Origin of the sequence: Streptomyces erythrochromogenes, assembly GCF_040684695.1 — a bacterium.
GTDB classification, from domain to species: Bacteria; Actinomycetota; Actinomycetes; order Streptomycetales; family Streptomycetaceae; genus Streptomyces; species Streptomyces erythrochromogenes_C.
The window spans coordinates 87,497-102,827 of sequence record NZ_JBFBGM010000031.1 but is presented as its reverse complement, the minus strand read 5'-3'; the positions used below and the strand labels follow the sequence as shown (position 1 = coordinate 102,827).

Below are 15,331 nucleotides of genomic sequence, written 5' to 3'. Positions count from 1 at the left end.
TTCACGTAGCCGTTGATCGACGGCGAGGGACCGATGAAACCGATGTCCAGCGAACCGCCGTTGAGCGCCTCGATCTCCGACGGACCGGCGTTGAAGGTCTGCGGCTTGATCTTGGTGCCGTTCAGCTCCTTCTCGATGAGGCCCTCCTGGATACCGACCAGGGCGGTGGCGTGGGTCAGGTTCGGGAAGTACCCGATACGGACCTCCGACGCCGACAGCTTCTTGCCGTCGGTGGCGGCGACGTTGGCCTTGTCGTCTTCCTTCTTCGCCTCGGATCCGTAGCCGCAGGCCGTCAGGAGGAGGGGGAGCGTGGCGGTGACGGCGATGGCGCGCAGGGTGATGAGCGGTCTGGCGGCAGACACGGAGGTGTCCTTTCACGGGGAGGGTCTTCGGGAAGCTGTGGAGATGCCGAGCGGTGGAGACACGCGGTTGCGGAGGTGCGCCGTGCGAGGTCGTCGGCACGCGCAGCGCCCACGGCCGGTCGGTGGTGGGACCCGCCGTCGCGGGGGACCGAAGGGGTCGCGGATGCCGAAGGGGCTGATGTCCAGCCGCTGTCATCGCGCGCCGCGCTCGAAGGTGCTGCGGGGCGGCGAGGTCGGCCGAGAGGGACCGTCCGGCCGAGCGGGGGCGGGACGGTGAAGCGCACTGCGGTTCCCGGTGCGCTTCAGCGGGCTCCGCGCACCGGGTCAGGCAGGCTGACAGATGGCGCTGGAGGTACGGACCAGATCGATGTGCCGTCGGGTGGTGAGACGAGGCTGCAGAAGGCCCGCGTGATGCAGCGTGCGCATGGTCCTCACCCCCGAATCCCTAGTTTTCCTACCTGGCTGGTAGGCATATTGGCAGACAGCGGCATCCGCCCCAAGGGGTCGCCCATATAGTGGACGAGCTTGTCTCGCTTTGTGAGAACGTGCAGGTGAGGGGGGTGGGCTGGAGACCCTGGCTCAGGGGTTGGTCCAGGCGTCGGGTACGTCCGTCAGCGCGGACACGTCGGCCGGCAGGTCGGAAGTCGCCACGTCGGCCAGGGATACGCCCTCGAGGATCTCGCGCACGTTGGACCGCAGTGCGATCCACAGGGGCAGCAGCGACTGGGCGGCCCCGCTGTAGGACAGGTCCGGAGGGCGGACTCCGCGTACCGAGACCAGGGGGCCGTCCACGACGCGGATGACGTCCGCGATGCTGATCGCCCCGGCGGGTTTCGCCAGCCGGTAGCCGCCGTTGCCGCCGCGCTGGCTGAGGACGAGACCACCCCGGCGCATGTCGTTCAGGATGCCCTCGAGGAACTTGTGCGGGATGTCCTGGGCATCGGCGATGGCTTCGGCCTTCACGGGCCCGTCGTCCTGTGCCACCGCGAGCTGCAGTGCGGCCCGCACCGCATAGTCCGCCCTGGCTGAGATCCGCATGCGGACATTATCCCGTACGGCCGCGGTCCGCGTCCTGCGGGTGGGCGGTGGCGGACCGCCGCCCACCCGCGCATCAGTGGAAGGCCGCCGCCACCGCGCGGTGCGATCCGTTGAGGTAGTGCTCGCCGATCGAGCGGAGGCGGTGCGCGGCCGGACGGTGGGCCGTCAGGACGCGGGCGTTGCGCCAGAACCGGTCCAGGCCGGGCGCGTCGGCGAGTTCCAGTACGCGCGTGGTCACGTGCAGGGCGGCCCGGGACGTCACCGTCTCGGCCGTGGCCACGAGGGCGGCGACGCCCGCGGGCTCCTCGGCGTCGAGGTGCGTCCCGGCTTCGAGGGCCCGGGCCATCGCCTCGGTCGCCCGCTCGACCACGGCGGTGGCGGTGTGGGCGGCGGAGGCGAGCTCGCCGTACGTGAGGAGGAGGTCGGGGTCCTCGCCCGGCAGCCTGTGCGCGCGGCCGCCCCTGCTGAGGTCGCGCGCCTCGGTGAGCGCGCCCTCGACGATGCCGAGGGCGACGTGGCACAGGGCGAGCCGGAGCGCCGGCTCCGCGAGCGCGGTGAAGGGCGCGGTCGACTCCTCGTCGTGCGGGCGGCGGCCGAGCACCTGGCCCGGTGCGACGGTGACCCGGTCGAGGACGACCTCGCCCGCGCCGGCGACGCGCTGCCCGAGCCGGTCGTGGGCCGCCTCGACGCTCACGCCCCGGGTGCGCGGAGAGACCCGTACGACCAGGACGTCACCGGTCGCGGCGCAGACGGCGTCCAGCACGATCTGGTCGGCGACGGCCACCGCCGTGTCGACGGAGCGGCGCCCGTTCAGCACGTAGCCGGTGCCGCGGGGCCTCAGGGTCAGGTCCGGCCCGTCGCCGCCGCCCTCGTCGGGCGCGGGCGCGCGGACCGCACCGGTCCACAGCCACTGTTCGCGCACCGACGCCTCCTCAAGGGTGGCCGCGTGGTGGTGACTCGCGTAGAACCGGCCGCTCCAGGTGTGCACGTAGTGGCGCGCGAGCACGTCGCCGACGGAGCTGTCCGCCGCGGCGACCTCGCGGATGACGGCGCATCCGGTACGCCAGTCCGTGCCGCGGCCGGGCGAGGGCGGGGTGAGGGCGGCGAGCAGTCCCGCCTCGCGCAGCCGGGTCCTCTCGTCGGTCGGCGGCCGGCCCGCCTGCTCACGGGCGATGGCGTCCGCGGCGAGGTCGTCCGCCACGTCGCGAGCGGTGCGCAGCAGCGCGCGGTGCTCTTCGCCGGACCGCGAGGCCGTAGCCGTGCTCGGTGTCGTCGCCACGGACTTCACCGACAGGCCGGGGTGCCGTGGCGGGGTGCGGATGCTGGGCGGACGGCGGGGCCATGCGGGACGGCGGTGGTCATGGGGGCTACTCCGGAACGTTGTCGGACGGCCGCGGCCTGGTGCCGGGCGGTGTGTGGAGCACGGGGCGGGGGACCGGGAAGGGGAGGGGGAGGCGTCATGCGTGCGGGCGGCGGCGGGCCCGCCCGGCAACTCCCGGCCGGGAGGGGCGCCGACGGGAACGGCGCTGTGGCAGGAAGCCGCGGGGCAACTCAATCCCACCTTCCCTATCGGATTGATAGGGATACTCTCCGAAGGCGGCCACCTCAGCAAGACCGCGCCCGCATCGTGGACAGGACCGTCTTGCAGCGAGAGACGCGCTGGTCAGGGGCGCGCCGTCGGCTCAGTCCAGCGGCTGTTCCACCGCGCTCGTGCCGCTGCCCTCCTGCGATTCCCAGCTCCAGGTCTCTTCCATGCGCAGCCGGCCGTCCGGGAGTTCGGCCACGAGCGAGGTGCACCGTCCGGACGCGGTCGTGCCGTCGAGGCGCAGCTGGACGTAGCGGAAGTCGACGGTGTCGCCCGCCCGGGTGCCGATCAGGTGCCCCTTGACCACGTCTCCGCCGTGGTAGTCGGCCCACACGAGACCGTCGCGTTCGTGGTATTCGAACCGGGTCCGCCGCCCGACCTGGCCGGGGGCCTGGTCGGCCACGGGGACGAAGACGAGGCCGTCGAGCGAGCGCGCCATGCGTGACTCCTGGAGGAGGACGGTCCGGTCCGGGCCGGACCGTCCGGAGATGAAACGGGCCGCCGCGGGTAGCCGGAAGGAAGGACGAGGGGCCGCCGACGGCCCGGTGACGGAAGGCGAACCATCCATGACCCAGGACGCCGCGACCGCGACGAACGAACCGCACGAGCCGACCCCCGAGGAGCGGACGGCCCGCGACAGGGTACGCCGACGGGCCACCGGCATGACGCACCACCAGACCGCGGACGCGCTGGAGGACGCGGAGGAGTCCGCGGGCGACCTGGACGCGGCGGACACCGCGACCCGCGCGACCGTGGCCGAATGGCGACGGATCACCGACCTCCTCTTCGACCATGGCGGCCCCTACGCGCCGGAGACCGACGCCTACGTCCAGGGCCAGCTCACGGCCCGCAGGAACCGGCAGGCCGGCTCCTAGGCCCTGGACGCGGGGAGCCGGCGCGGCCCCTCCGGGCTATCCGGCCGCGCGGAGGCGGGTGGCGGCCGACTCCGCCTCGCGGACGACACGTTGCGTGTCGATGTCGACCAGCCGCCCGTCGAACTTCAGTGCCCGTCCGTCCACGAACACCGCGTCGATGTTCTCGGGCCGTCCGTTGAAGACGATCTGGCCGACCCAGTCGAACCGCGGCGCGAAGTTCAGGGCGGCCGGGTCGACGACCACGATGTCGGCCCGCTTGCCCGGCGTCAGCGAGCCCACCCGGTCGGCGATACCGAGCGCTTCGGCGCCGCCCAGTGTGGCCATCCGCAGGACGTCCTGGACCTGCGGGAACACCCCGGCGTCCGTGGCCCGGGCGCGTTGCAGGCCGATGGCCGTCTTCATCAGCGCGTGGAAGTCCGAGCTGTCGTTGGTCCCGCCGTCCAGACCCAGCCCGACCTTCACACCACGACGTTCGAACTCGGCCAGTCGCATGATGCCGGAGGCCAGGCGCATGTTGCTGAGCGGGCAGTGGGCGGCCCGTACGTCGTGTTCGGCGACGGCGGCGATCTCGGCGTCGGTCAGGTGGACGGCGTGGTTGATCAGGAGCCGCGGACCCAGTGCGCCGATGTCGCCGAGGACCCCGATCGGGTCGTCCGCCCGCTGCTCGGGGCGCTCCAGCACATGGGAGTTGAGCATGACGCCCAGCTCCTGGGCGGCCTCCCAATGTGCCCGGTTGAGGTCCTGGACGGCCCGCGCCGCGTGCGTGGCCACCTGGAAGGATCCCAGCGGCACCGGATCGACGAGTTCCTTCTTCACCTTCGTGACGAGTGCCGCGTCCGGCTTGGGCGGGAACATCGCGTAGGTGAAGCGCACCCCGGTGCCGGCCAGGGCTCGTACGTAGCTCTCGACGAGGTCGTAGGCGAAGATGTCGACCCAGTCCACCAGCGTGGTGACACCCGACTGGACGGCGTCGAGGGCGGCGAGCCGTACGAAGCTGTGGAGGGCCGTGGGTGTGAGCCGTCCCCGCTGGGGGTCGGTGCACCCCGAGAACCAGCCGAACAGGTCGCGGTCGCTGCAGCCGCCGCGGATCACCGCCTGCCACAGGTGCGTGTGGGTGTCGACGAACCCCGGCATGACCAGCTTGCCCGACGCCTCCACCACCCTGGTTCCGGGCGGCCGTTGAAGAGCCGTGCCGACGGCGGCGATGGCGCCGTCGCGCATCAGTACGTCGGCGTTCTCGAGAGCCCCGAGAGGCCCGCTGCCGAGGGCGGGGTCCATGGTGAGGAGGAGGGACGCCCCGCGCAGCAGGACGGTCCCGCCGGTCGGCGCGGGTCGTCCGGGCAGGGAGTCGGGGCCTGTGGGGCGGTCGGTGACCCCGAGGAGGAGCGGCGTGGCGGCCGCCAGCCCGAGGCCGGTGAGCAGATCGCGTCGGCTGGGGAACGGGGGCCGGGTGGGGGTGGAATGCATGACGTGTTACCTCCCGAGGGCGCAGAACGGAAGGCCCGCCCGGGTGACGCTCTGACGGGGCGTCGGTGAGGGGCGGGAGATCACACGCAGCATTCCCGGCGAACGGCCATTCGATGGGCGCCATCGGAAAACTTTTTCCGTTCCCGTCGACCGCCAGACATGAACCGGCCATGTTGCCGTGGGCCGGCGGGGTGACGGGGGAGGGGCCGGGTCCGTCGGGGCGACGGGCCCGGCCCCCTCCTCGGCCTGGGGCGCGCGGGCGCGCGGGCGCGCCGTCGCGCGGCTGCGCCGGTCAGGACCTGCGCATGCCCTTCTTGGTCCTGTCCGCGGCCTCCGAGGCCATCTCCTCAGCCTTGCCGGTCATGCGTTCGGCGCTGCCTTCCGCCTGCATGCGCTTGTCGTCCATCGCGTCGCCCGCGGTCTCCTTGAGCTTGCCCTTGATCTGCTTGGCCTTGCCCTTTGCCTTGCTCATGACGAAGTGCTCCTTGGGTGAGGGGGAATGCACTGCCCACCATGCGTCCGCCGGGAGGGGCCCGCAACGCACGCTGGACCGTACGGTTCCCAGCCCTGGTCCGGCGGCCCGGCGGGACGGGTTCCCACCAGTCGCGGGGAAATGGGCGCGGGCACGGATGGAAGAAGCTTTCGCGGGCAGACGGCGACTGAAGCGCCACGGCGGATCAAACGGTTCCGCCGCCGTTCCAAAGCGAGAATGAGGTACTCATGATTGCCGTCGGGTTGATCCTCCTGCTCATCGGATTCCTCACCGGGGTCTCCGTCCTGTGGACCCTCGGGGTCATCCTGCTCGTGGTGGGCGCGGCGCTGTGGATCCTGGGCTCGGTCGGCCACGCGGTCGGCGGCCGACGCCACTACTGGTAGACCAAGAGGTGGCCGAATCGGGCCTGTCCGGTCGATCATGACCGGGCAGGCCTCGGTACGTTGAGCCGCATGAGCTCCGTACTTGTCATCGGCTACGACCCGCAGGCGATACCCGGCATCGACGTCCAGGCCCTTCGCGGTGCCCTGGAGGCGGACTTGGCCCGCTTCGCCGAGCACGGCATCGACGCGGCCATGACCAGGGTCGTCCTCGACGGCACGGTGGAATCGACCCTCGGGGCCTCGCTGACGGCACGTCACTGGGACGTCGTGGTGGTCGGTGCCGGAATCCGCAAGGCGGAGCCGCTGCTCCCGCTCTTCGAGCAGATCGTGAACCTGATCCACCGCCATGCGCCCGATGCGGCCATCGCGTTCAACACCGGCGTCGGTGACAGCCTGGAGGCCGCACGACGCCGGCTCTGAGAGCCACCGGCTACCGGCTACCGGCCGTCCCCCACCAGGTTGTGGACGAGGATCAGGATCGCCGCCACCATCACGGCCAGGTGCACCCAGACCGGGGCGTCCACGACACTCGCACTCGCTGTCGTACTCGCGGTCGTCATTGCAGTCGTCATTGCAGTCGTCATGCACTGCGCCTGCCCGCGCCGCGCCGGACAACGCATCGCGCGCACCGAAATCGGCCCTCGGGCCCGGTCCTCCCCCCTCACCCTGGGGGGACGCGCGTACCGTCGAGGGGCAGTACGTTCCTGACCTCGTAGGCGCTGGCGAAGGGCGTGCGGTGCAGCTCGTCGGAGGTGACGAGGCAACCGCCCGCTTCGAGAAGGCCGCCGCCGATGTGCCGGGCGAGTTCGCCGACCAGACGGGCGTGGACGACAGCGGGGTCGGGCACGTACACGTACCGGCCGAACGGCCGCACGTCCGGCGCCGGCAGGTCGCGGCGGCCCAGGAGCGACGCTCCGGAGGGGAGCACGGTGGCCCTGCGCACCGGGAGCTGCGCGGGAGCCCGCCGCGCGTCCAGGCCGAACCACACCACCGCCTCCTGGATCCGTCCCTCATGGGAGATCCACTCCACCTCGTCGGCCCCTGCCAGGGTGCCCGGCGGTACCCGGTCCGCAATCCCCGGCGCGAGCCTGACCCAGCCGTACCCGGTCGTCCGTACCCGGTCCAACGCCCAGGACAGCGGCGGATCATAGGCCTCGGGATCCGAGGTCCGGTCCAGCCGGTCCGGCCCGTCCGGCCGCATCAGGTCGATGAACACCGCTTCGCCCTGACTGTCGAACTCCCTGACGTCCTCACAGCGCGGGTAGAGCATCGGTTCGTGCATGCCCGGCCGGTTGGCCTTGGCGATCTCGACGGTCAGCGGGTCCGCGTCGACGGCGTCGGTGTGGTGCGACCAGCCCAGTACGAGGGCGTCGGCGCCGCTGCCGAGGCACATCGCGTCGATCAGTACGACGCCCAGCTCGTGCAGGACGCGGTCCAGCTTGTACTCGGACACGGTGAGGTGGGACGACAGCTCGACACTGTCGGGGGTGAAGTACAGGCGGGCCGCGTACTCCCCGTACTTCGCCGCGGCCCGCCGGCGCAACCGGACCTGCTCCCGGGCGGCGGACACCAGTGCGGCGGGATGCCCGCCCCGCAGGGCCTGCGCCGCGGCGGCCTCCCCGGCCGGGCCGCCGGCTTGCAGACAGGCCAGCAGCCGCCGGCCTTCGTCCGTCATCAGGGCCCGGAACACCTCAAGATCCATCCGGCCATTCAAGCAGGCCGGGACGGGGCGGGCGGGGCCGCGGCCGTGCCCGCCCCCTCTCCGGTGGCTAGAAGGCCGCGCGGCAGTTCACGAGCTTGGTGGTGCCCACCTTGCGGTCGCAGGCGTAGGCCTTCACATCCTTCTTGTTCTTGAAGGTCCAGCTCTTCGAGCCGTTGACCACCGCCACCTTGTTCTTCACCGACACCCAGGCGCCGCCCACCCAGTCCTGGTAGGACAGTGCGAGCACGGCCTCGTACCCGTCGCCCGCCACCTTGTCCTTGGCGTAGGCGCCCTGGAACGACCCGGCGTAGAGCTTCTCCTGGGAACCGGGGATCGAGCCCGACACGTGGTACTCGTACGTGCCGCCGACCTCGGCCTTGCCGCTGGTGGAGGTCTTGTGGAAGCCGATGGTGGCGGCGCCGGCCGTGCCGGCCAGCCCGACCACGAGGGCGGAGGCGAGGGCGGAGGCTCCGACGAGCACGCGCTTGACGACGATGGTCATGGCAGGGACTCCATTCCAGAGGATGCAGAGGATGCAGAGGATCGGTACGCGCCGCGCCACCGCACCGGTGTGCTCCGGCGGCCCGGCGAGACAGAAAACTAGGCGGGCCGCGGGCCGCCGCGCGGCACGCACCCGGATGATCCCGATCTCCACCCGGGGCGGGTGGCGGCCGCCGGGGCCTGCAACTCCGGCGGTATCAGGGGCATGCGGACGCGGTAGGGGCCCGTCCTGCCGCAGTCCCATGGCCCGGCCGGGCCACGGCCCGTAGGCTGCGCCGATGCACGCAGGATGGGGGTTGCGCGACAGGCGCGCGGACGGTCACGGTGCCGGCGATCACGATCACGATCACGATCACGGGCACGGCGATCACGGTCACGGGCGCCGGTTCCCGGGCGCGCTCGCGCCCGCGTTCCCGTTTCGGTACCGGTCCCTGGCCATCGACTCGACGCTGGCACTGGGCTACGCCGGCGCGGGACTTCTGCTCGGCCGGGAGCAACCACCGCCCGGCTGGCAGCCGTTGGACGAGCTCGGTGCGGTCCTGACCGTTCTGGTGGGGCTGGTGCTGCTCGCCCGCCGCATCGCGCCCGTCGCGGCGTTCGCCGCCAGCAGCGCGCTGTGGATCGTCTTCATCACCTGCGGGTACTGGCCGGTGGTCAACTCGATGCCACCGCTCCTGGGCCTGTACACGGTGGCGGCGACCCGCTCCCTGCGCACGTCCGCCGCGTGCGCGGCGGCCGTGACCGGAACCTGGGTGTACGCCGGGCTGGCCAACGCGGAGCACAGCTCGATGCCCACCGTCCTCGCGCAGGCCGTCCTGTTCCCGGCCGTGGTGTTCGTCGTCGGCCGCGGCTCGGGCCGACTCGCCGAACGGAACCGGCAGTTCGCCGAACTCACCGCCCAACTCCGGCGCCGGCAGGAGGAGAACGCCCGCCAGGCGCTCACCGAGGAACGGGTGCGCATCGCGCGCGAACTCCACGACGTGGTCGCGCACCACATGTCCGTGATCTCCCTGCAGGCCGGCATGGCCTCGTACGTGTTCCCCACCGACCCGGCGGCCAGCCGGCAGGCCCTGGACACCATCGCCGGCACCAGCCGGGAGGCGCTGGAGGAACTGCGCCGCATGCTCTTCCTGCTGCGTGTCGGCCAGGAGGAGCCGTCGGCGGGACAGGCGGATCCGGACGACTCCGCCCCGGGGCTGGAGGACGGCGGTGCCTACGCCCCCGCCCCCGGGCTGGACCTGCTCGACAGGCTCCTCGACCGGGTGCGGGGCGCGGGGGCCGAGGTCACCATGGAGGTCGTCGGGACCCCCGCACGTCTCCCGCAGGGCATGGCCCTGTGCGTCTACCGGGTGATCCAGGAGGCACTGACCAACGTCCTCAAGCACGCGGGACCCACCCGCGCCGCCGTCACCATCCGCTACGGGAGCCGCAGCGTGGCCGTGACCGTCACCGACGAGGGAAGAGCCGGCGGGGAAAGCGGCGCGTTCCGGCCAAAGAACGTGATCACAGCTGGTCACGGCTTGATCGGGATGCGCGAACGCGCGAAGATCTACGGCGGGTCGGTCACCGCCGGCCCCCGCACCCCCGGTGGATTCGAGGTGCGACTCGTCCTTCCGGCACCCACCACCGGTGACCGGCCGGACGGTGGCCGGGCCCCGGGTTCCGGGGACGTCCGTTCCCGATGAGGATTCCCCGATGCCCACGGTACTGGTGGTCGACGATCAGGTACTGATCCGAGCCGGACTCGTCTCCCTGCTCAACGCCGCGCCGGGCCTGACCGTGGTCGGCGAGGCGTGCGACGGCGACGAAGCCGTCCGGCTGGCCGGGACCACCGCACCCGACGTCGTCCTCATGGACCTCCGGATGCCGGGCACCGACGGCATCACCGCCATGGAACGCATCCTGGCCCGGACCGGGACCGGCGCCCGGGCCGGGACCGGTGCGCCGAGGATCCTCGTCCTGACCACCTTCGACCTCGACGCATACGTCTACAGCGCCCTGCGCGCCGGGGCCTGCGGCTTCCTCCTCAAGGAGACGCCCCCGGAGCGGCTGGTCGCCGCCATCCACACCGTCGCCTCCGGCGACATGCTCTTCGCGCCGACCGTCACCAGGCGCCTGATCGAGGCGTACCACCCCGGACCGGTCCCGCCGGGCACGATCGCCCCGGAATGGGACACCGTCACCGGCCGCGAACGCGACGTCCTGCGGCTCGTGGCCACGGGAGCGACCAACGCGGACGTCGCCCGGCAGCTCTTCATCAGCGAGGCCACCGTGAAGACCCACCTCAATCGGGCCATGGCCAAACTCGGCCTCTCCACCCGCGCCCAGGTCGTCGTCTTCGCCTACGAGACCGCCCTCGTGACGCCGGGCGGCCCGACCGCGCTGCCCTGACCCCTGCCCCGCACGCTGCCCCGACCGCACTGTCCCGACCGTACTGTCCCGACCGCACTGCTCCGGCACCGACCGGCTCAGGGCCGCCGGTGCGCCTCGCGCCGCGGCCGCGGCGCGTCGCCGGTCCGCATCGACAGCGGTGGCAGCTTGCCCGCCGCCACGAGCCGGTGGCGTACGACCATGACGGCCACCGCCGCCACGACGATGACCACCCCGCCGAGCCGCAGGATCGCGTCGTAGGCCTCCTCGGGCGACCGCTGCGGGGTCATGGCCGAGATGGCCGCAGCCGTCCCCGCCAGCGCGATCGCGCCCAGCGTGACCAGGAACGTCAGCAGGACGCCCGACGCCTCGCCCGCCCTGGCCGGCGCGACGACCTGCTGCGTCGCCACACTGGAGTAGGTCCAGCCCAGCCCCAGGCCGAGACCCGCCCACGCGAACACCGGCACGTACAGCCACCAGGCGGCGACCCCGGCCAGCGCGTACATCCCCGTCCCCGCGACGGCCCCCGCCAGCGCCACCACGGCGGTCGCCCGCAGGTGCCGGCCCAGCCGCACACCGAGCGGCCCGCTGAGCGCCACCAGGAGGGCCGGGGCCAGGAAGACCGTGCCCGCCATCAGCGGCGAGAGCCCGCGTACCCCCTGGAGGTAGAGCGTGGCGAGGAAGACGGTGACGCCGTAGCCCATGTTGGTGAGCGAGCCCATCGTGGTGACCAGCACGTACGGGACGTTGCGGAACAGCCGCAGATCGACCAGCGGGTGCCGGGCGGACCGCTCCCGTACGAGGAACAGCCCGCCGGCCGCCACGGCCACGGCGAAGAGGGCGAGGGTACGGGCGCTCGCCCAGCCCCAGGCGTCGCCGCGCTCCACGGCCAGAGTCAGGGCCGCCAGCGAGCACACGATCAGGGCACAGCCGAGGAGGTCGAGCTGCCGCGGCGCGGACGGGTCGCGCGAGTCCGGTACGTACACGAGGGCGATCAGCAGCGAGAGCACGCTCAGCGGTGCCATCAGCCAGAAGATCCATCGCCAGCCGGGTCCCTCGGTGAGGCCTCCGCCCACGAAGGGCCCGAGCGCGGTTCCGATGTTGGCGACGCCGAACACCGCACCCAGGGCCTTGGCCCGGGTCTCCTCCGGAAAGGTGTTGGTGATCACGGACACGGACACGGGGAAGACGAACGCCGCGCCCACCCCCTGCGCGACCCGGGCCGCCACCAGCGGCCCGAGGCCGGGAGCCAGCGCGCAGCCGACGGACCCGGCGGCGAACAGGGCCGTCCCGGCCAGCAGGGTGCCGCGGCGGCCGAAGACGTCCCCGACCCGGCCGCCGACGATGAAGAAGCAGCCGATGGCGAGCATGTAGGCGGACAGGGTCCACTGCGCGGCCGAGACCGTGACGCCGAGCTCCGCCGAGATGCCGGGAATGGCGAGGTTGAGCGCGAAGAAGTCGAGCTGGATGCAGAACAGGGCGAGGGCGACCGCGACGAAGGCCCCCTTCCTCCGCGCGGCTGGCGAAGACCCAGCGCGCATGACGGCTGTCCTCTCGGCCGACACGGTCGCGGCGGCACGGCCGGCGGCCGCACGCGCGCCCTCTTCCCATTGTGGAGGCGCCCGCGTCGGTCCGCAGTTCCACGCCGGACGGCCCATGGCCCTCGCCGGGCGGTGGCTAAAGATTCGCTCAAACGTCGCCCCAACTCCTTTGGAATGGTGATCAGTTGATGTCAGGATCGGGCCTTCGTGTCCGGAACGCGTCATTGCTCGGGGAGAGGACGTACACCGCATGTCTGCCGGTCCGTCGCCGTTCGTACCGCCCGCACAGCCCAGCCCGCCCGCCCAACCCGCACAGCCCAGCCCGCCCGCACAGTCCGCGCAATCCGCACCGCCCGCGAGGGGCACCGGGCCGGCCGGCACGGTGCTGACCGTCGCCGCGGTCCTGGTGGGCCTGATGGCAGGGCTGTTCTTCGCGTTCGACGTGTCCGTGATGCCCGGACTCGCCGCGGGGGACGAGCAGACGTACGTCACGGCGATGCGCGCCTTCAACAAGGCCATCGACGGCAACCCGCTCTTCGGGACGGTCTTCGTGCTGGCGCTGGTGGCCGCCGTGCTGTCGGCGGTCCTGGAGTTCCGCGGCGGGCGGCGCGCGGTCGCCCTGTGGGTGGGCGCGGCCGCAGTGGCCTACCTCGTCGTCCTGCTCATCACCTTCACCGTGAACATCCCGCTCAACAACGAGCTCGCGGACGCGGGTGAGGTGGCTCGGATGAAGGACTTCGAGATCGTGGAGCGGTTCAGGACGACCTGGGTGACCACCAACATCATCCGGACGCTGCTGTGCACCACCGCACTGGCCGCCCTCGCCCGTGCCCTGCTCCTCCACGGCCGCGCCACCCGCTGAACGCCCGCCGGTCCGGCCGGCCCGGGCGCCCCGCCGCGTCAGTGCAGGACCAGGGCCCAGGCCAGGAGGCCGAGGGCGACGGTGCACAGCACGGCACGCCACACGTTGGCGCGTACCCACGGCGCCTCGAAGGCGCGGCGGACCGCCGCGGGGTCGCCGACGCGGTCGACCGGTCCGGCCTGTTCCAGCGCGTTGTTCAGCGGGATGTTGATCCTGGCCGTCACGACCATCGCCGCGAGGTACGCGACGAGCGCGCCGATCAGCGGCCCCAGCGCGTCCCGCCCGCCGCCGCCGACGGCGTGGAGCACCACCGCGGCCGCGCTGAACACGAGCGCGCCGACGTAGCCCAGCAGGAACCAGCCGTTCAGGATCGCCACGTTGATCCGCTGCATGGTCTCGATGACGGTGCGGTCGCCCGCGACCCGGAGCCCCGGCATCACCGATACGGAGAAGCCGTAGAAGAGGCCGCTCATCCAGCCGACGGTGATCGTCGCGGCGATCATCGTCGCCAACCGTGCCGTTTCCACGTGGTGCTCCCCCGGATCGAGAATCAGGCCAAGAACTGGTCTTCGAACGGTCAAGTCCCGCCGATCATAGGGTGCGCGGGACCGGTTCGGGCCCGCGTAGGCTGGCCCGATCTTCGCGTCCCTTTCCTGCTGCGCCTCTCCTCCCGCACCTCTCGTCACCGCCGAACGGAGCCGCCCGCCATGCTGACCGCCCTCACCGGTGTCCACGGGGACCGAGCGGACGCCGTCAGCGTCGCCGGCCGCACGGCTTCCTACGAGGAACTCCTGGGAGCCGCCCGCCAGGTGGCGGCCGATCTCGCCGCATCGGGGGTCCCCGCGTTCGCGGTGAACGCGACGGCCTCCCTGGAGACGGTGGCCGCCGTGGTCGGGGCCCTCCTCGCGGGCGTGCCGTGCGTGCCCCTGCCGCCCGACGCGGGTCCGGCCGAGCGCGGACACATCCTGCGCGACTCCGGCGCCCGCACCATCGAGGTCGATTTCGCCCGCCGCTCGGACCGGACGCCCGCCCCTGCCGCAGCACGCACCCCCGAGGATCCCGCGCTGATCCTCTACACCTCCGGCACCACCGGCGCCCCCAAGGGCGTGGTCCTCAGCAGCGCCGCGATCACCGCCGACCTGGACGCCCTCGCCGAGGCCTGGCAGTGGACCGCCGAGGACACCCTGGTCCACGGCCTCCCGCTGTTCCACGTACACGGGCTCGTGCTCGGCGTACTCGGCGCCCTGCGCACCGGCAGCCGTCTCGTGCACACCGGCCGGCCGACGCCCGAGGCGTACGCGGCCGCGGGCGGGAGCCTGTACTTCGGCGTGCCGACGGTGTGGTCCCGCATCGCCCGCGAGCCGCGCGCCGCGGCCGCCCTGTCGGGGGCCCGGCTCCTGGTGTCGGGCAGCGCCGCGCTGCCCGCGCCGGTCTTCCGGGACATCGAGGAGGCCAGTGGACACCGCATCGTCGAGCGGTACGGGATGACGGAGACGCTGATCACCGTGAGCGGCCGGGCCGGCGGCGAACTCCACCCGGGCACGGTCGGCACCCCGCTGCCGGGCATCGCCACCCGCATCGCCGCCGAGGAGGGCGCGGAGATCGGTGAACTCCAGCTGACCGGACCCACGCTGTTCTCCGGCTACCTGGGCCGGCCCGAGGCGACCGCCGCCGCCTACACCGAGGACGGCTGGTTCCGTACGGGCGACATCGCGGCCGTCGACGACAAGGACGGCGTCCACCGGATCGTGGGCCGCGCCTCCACCGACATGATCAAGTCGGGCGGGTACCGGATCGGCGCGGGCGAGATCGAGAACGCCCTCCTGGACCATCCCCGGGTACGGGAGGCGGCCGTGGTCGGTGTCCCCGACGCGGACCTCGGCCAGCGGATCGTCGCGTTCGTCGTCGCCGAGGGCGTGACCGGGGCCGAGCTCACCGACTTCGTCGCCGCCCACCTGTCGGTCCACAAACGCCCCCGCGAGGTCCGCTTCGTCGAGGCGATCCCGCGCAACGCCATGGGCAAGCCCCAAAAACGCCTCCTCCTGGACACCCCCGCCCCCGACCACCGCGCCTGAACGTCCCAGCGCCCGCACCGCTCCACACCGCAGGAGGCGGAGCCGGCGCCGACGACGGTTCCCCGGCACGCCGCCTA

19 protein-coding genes are annotated in these 15,331 nt (G+C 72.6%); 7 read left to right on the top strand and 12 right to left on the bottom strand.

Annotation, left to right across the window (positions count from 1 at the left end; all coding sequences use genetic code 11):
- The 5 genes from AB0O53_RS32975 to AB0O53_RS32955 form a co-directional block, all read right to left on the bottom strand.
- A partial coding sequence (locus AB0O53_RS32975) for an ABC transporter substrate-binding protein (RefSeq protein WP_365200547.1) occupies positions 1–362 on the bottom strand: 362 nt, incomplete at its 3' end.
- A gap of 324 nt (positions 363–686) precedes the next feature.
- A complete protein-coding gene (locus tag AB0O53_RS32970) occupies positions 687–788 on the bottom strand; it encodes a putative leader peptide (RefSeq protein WP_350995673.1) in 102 nt (33 codons plus the stop codon).
- Positions 789–941: 153 nt separating this feature from the next.
- Positions 942–1,400, bottom strand: coding sequence for an RrF2 family transcriptional regulator (locus AB0O53_RS32965; protein ID WP_350995676.1), 459 nt, complete (start codon positions 1,398–1,400; stop codon positions 942–944).
- 73 nt (positions 1,401–1,473) lie between these two features.
- A complete protein-coding gene (locus tag AB0O53_RS32960; RefSeq protein WP_350995679.1) occupies positions 1,474–2,679 on the bottom strand; it encodes an acyl-CoA dehydrogenase family protein in 1,206 nt (401 codons plus the stop codon).
- Between the two features lie 403 nt (positions 2,680–3,082).
- The gene (locus AB0O53_RS32955) at positions 3,083–3,424 is read right to left on the bottom strand and encodes an avidin-fold protein (protein ID WP_350995682.1); all 342 of its coding nucleotides are present in this window, start codon (positions 3,422–3,424) and stop codon (positions 3,083–3,085) included.
- Positions 3,425–3,551: 127 nt separating this feature from the next.
- Here AB0O53_RS32955 and AB0O53_RS32950 point away from each other — a divergent pair, with 127 nt between their 5' ends.
- Positions 3,552–3,860, top strand: a complete 309-nt coding sequence (locus AB0O53_RS32950) for a hypothetical protein (RefSeq protein ID WP_365200541.1) — start codon at positions 3,552–3,554, stop codon at positions 3,858–3,860.
- A gap of 36 nt (positions 3,861–3,896) precedes the next feature.
- On the opposite strand, the gene AB0O53_RS32945 is transcribed toward AB0O53_RS32950, so the two are convergent.
- Positions 3,897–5,327: an amidohydrolase family protein gene (locus tag AB0O53_RS32945; protein WP_365200538.1), complete on the bottom strand. Its 1,431-nt coding sequence runs from the start codon at positions 5,325–5,327 to the stop codon at positions 3,897–3,899.
- 292 nt (positions 5,328–5,619) lie between these two features.
- The gene (locus tag AB0O53_RS32940; protein WP_350995691.1) at positions 5,620–5,799 is read right to left on the bottom strand and encodes a CsbD family protein; all 180 of its coding nucleotides are present in this window, start codon (positions 5,797–5,799) and stop codon (positions 5,620–5,622) included.
- Between the two features lie 248 nt (positions 5,800–6,047).
- Between AB0O53_RS32940 and AB0O53_RS32935 the strand changes: the two genes are divergently transcribed.
- Together AB0O53_RS32935 and AB0O53_RS32930 are read left to right on the top strand one after the other, a co-directional pair.
- Positions 6,048–6,203, top strand: a complete 156-nt coding sequence (locus AB0O53_RS32935) for a DUF6131 family protein (protein WP_266504640.1) — start codon at positions 6,048–6,050, stop codon at positions 6,201–6,203.
- A gap of 69 nt (positions 6,204–6,272) precedes the next feature.
- Complete coding sequence (locus tag AB0O53_RS32930) at positions 6,273–6,623, top strand: hypothetical protein (RefSeq protein WP_365200535.1); 351 nt, start codon at positions 6,273–6,275, stop codon at positions 6,621–6,623.
- 17 nt (positions 6,624–6,640) lie between these two features.
- On the opposite strand, the gene AB0O53_RS32925 is transcribed toward AB0O53_RS32930, so the two are convergent.
- The 3 genes from AB0O53_RS32925 to AB0O53_RS32915 all read right to left on the bottom strand — a co-directional run bounded on the left by AB0O53_RS32925 (position 6,641) and on the right by AB0O53_RS32915 (position 8,407).
- On the bottom strand, positions 6,641–6,775 hold the full coding sequence (locus tag AB0O53_RS32925; protein ID WP_365200532.1) for a hypothetical protein: 135 nt from the start codon (positions 6,773–6,775) through the stop codon (positions 6,641–6,643).
- An 89-nt stretch (positions 6,776–6,864) separates the two neighbouring features.
- Complete coding sequence (locus AB0O53_RS32920) at positions 6,865–7,905, bottom strand: DUF8688 domain-containing protein (protein WP_365200529.1); 1,041 nt, start codon at positions 7,903–7,905, stop codon at positions 6,865–6,867.
- Positions 7,906–7,972: 67 nt separating this feature from the next.
- Positions 7,973–8,407, bottom strand: coding sequence for a hypothetical protein (locus tag AB0O53_RS32915; protein ID WP_350995701.1), 435 nt, complete (start codon positions 8,405–8,407; stop codon positions 7,973–7,975).
- Between the two features lie 295 nt (positions 8,408–8,702).
- Between AB0O53_RS32915 and AB0O53_RS32910 the strand changes: the two genes are divergently transcribed.
- Positions 8,703–10,091, top strand: coding sequence for a sensor histidine kinase (locus AB0O53_RS32910; protein ID WP_350995703.1), 1,389 nt, complete (start codon positions 8,703–8,705; stop codon positions 10,089–10,091).
- Between the two features lie 10 nt (positions 10,092–10,101).
- Positions 10,102–10,797: a response regulator gene (locus AB0O53_RS32905; RefSeq protein ID WP_365200525.1), complete on the top strand. Its 696-nt coding sequence runs from the start codon at positions 10,102–10,104 to the stop codon at positions 10,795–10,797.
- A 77-nt stretch (positions 10,798–10,874) separates the two neighbouring features.
- On the opposite strand, the gene AB0O53_RS32900 is transcribed toward AB0O53_RS32905, so the two are convergent.
- Positions 10,875–12,317 (bottom strand): MFS transporter, encoded by a 1,443-nt coding sequence (locus AB0O53_RS32900; RefSeq protein ID WP_350995709.1) that lies wholly within the window; start codon positions 12,315–12,317, stop codon positions 10,875–10,877.
- Positions 12,318–12,567: 250 nt separating this feature from the next.
- On the opposite strand from AB0O53_RS32900, the gene AB0O53_RS32895 reads away from it, so the two are divergent.
- Positions 12,568–13,179, top strand: coding sequence for an anthrone oxygenase family protein (locus AB0O53_RS32895; protein ID WP_365200522.1), 612 nt, complete (start codon positions 12,568–12,570; stop codon positions 13,177–13,179).
- Between the two features lie 38 nt (positions 13,180–13,217).
- On the opposite strand, the gene AB0O53_RS32890 is transcribed toward AB0O53_RS32895, so the two are convergent.
- Positions 13,218–13,706 carry an anthrone oxygenase family protein gene (locus AB0O53_RS32890; RefSeq protein WP_350995714.1) on the bottom strand — a complete coding sequence of 163 codons (489 nt, stop codon included), beginning with the start codon at positions 13,704–13,706 and terminating at the stop codon, positions 13,218–13,220.
- Between the two features lie 180 nt (positions 13,707–13,886).
- Between AB0O53_RS32890 and AB0O53_RS32885 the strand changes: the two genes are divergently transcribed.
- Positions 13,887–15,254 (top strand): acyl-CoA synthetase, encoded by a 1,368-nt coding sequence (locus tag AB0O53_RS32885; RefSeq protein ID WP_350995717.1) that lies wholly within the window; start codon positions 13,887–13,889, stop codon positions 15,252–15,254.
- Positions 15,255–15,331: the final 77 nt, after the last annotated feature.

What these genes read in the sequence shown, in the direction of transcription:
- AB0O53_RS32970 (WP_350995673.1), bottom strand. Translation starts at nt 788, where the DNA reads ATGCGCACGCTGCATCACGCGGGCCTTCTGCAGCCTCGTCTCACCACC.
- AB0O53_RS32965 (WP_350995676.1), bottom strand. Translation starts at nt 1,400, where the DNA reads ATGCGGATCTCAGCCAGGGCGGACTATGCGGTGCGGGCCGCACTGCAG.
- AB0O53_RS32955 (WP_350995682.1), bottom strand. Translation starts at nt 3,424, where the DNA reads ATGGCGCGCTCGCTCGACGGCCTCGTCTTCGTCCCCGTGGCCGACCAG.
- AB0O53_RS32950 (WP_365200541.1), top strand. Translation starts at nt 3,552, where the DNA reads ATGACCCAGGACGCCGCGACCGCGACGAACGAACCGCACGAGCCGACC.
- AB0O53_RS32945 (WP_365200538.1), bottom strand. Translation starts at nt 5,327, where the DNA reads ATGCATTCCACCCCCACCCGGCCCCCGTTCCCCAGCCGACGCGATCTG.
- AB0O53_RS32940 (WP_350995691.1), bottom strand. Translation starts at nt 5,799, where the DNA reads ATGAGCAAGGCAAAGGGCAAGGCCAAGCAGATCAAGGGCAAGCTCAAG.
- AB0O53_RS32935 (WP_266504640.1), top strand. Translation starts at nt 6,048, where the DNA reads ATGATTGCCGTCGGGTTGATCCTCCTGCTCATCGGATTCCTCACCGGG.
- AB0O53_RS32930 (WP_365200535.1), top strand. Translation starts at nt 6,273, where the DNA reads ATGAGCTCCGTACTTGTCATCGGCTACGACCCGCAGGCGATACCCGGC.
- AB0O53_RS32925 (WP_365200532.1), bottom strand. Translation starts at nt 6,775, where the DNA reads ATGACGACTGCAATGACGACCGCGAGTACGACAGCGAGTGCGAGTGTC.
- AB0O53_RS32920 (WP_365200529.1), bottom strand. Translation starts at nt 7,905, where the DNA reads ATGGATCTTGAGGTGTTCCGGGCCCTGATGACGGACGAAGGCCGGCGG.
- AB0O53_RS32915 (WP_350995701.1), bottom strand. Translation starts at nt 8,407, where the DNA reads ATGACCATCGTCGTCAAGCGCGTGCTCGTCGGAGCCTCCGCCCTCGCC.
- AB0O53_RS32905 (WP_365200525.1), top strand. Translation starts at nt 10,102, where the DNA reads ATGCCCACGGTACTGGTGGTCGACGATCAGGTACTGATCCGAGCCGGA.
- AB0O53_RS32900 (WP_350995709.1), bottom strand. Translation starts at nt 12,317, where the DNA reads ATGCGCGCTGGGTCTTCGCCAGCCGCGCGGAGGAAGGGGGCCTTCGTC.
- AB0O53_RS32895 (WP_365200522.1), top strand. Translation starts at nt 12,568, where the DNA reads ATGTCTGCCGGTCCGTCGCCGTTCGTACCGCCCGCACAGCCCAGCCCG.
- AB0O53_RS32885 (WP_350995717.1), top strand. Translation starts at nt 13,887, where the DNA reads ATGCTGACCGCCCTCACCGGTGTCCACGGGGACCGAGCGGACGCCGTC.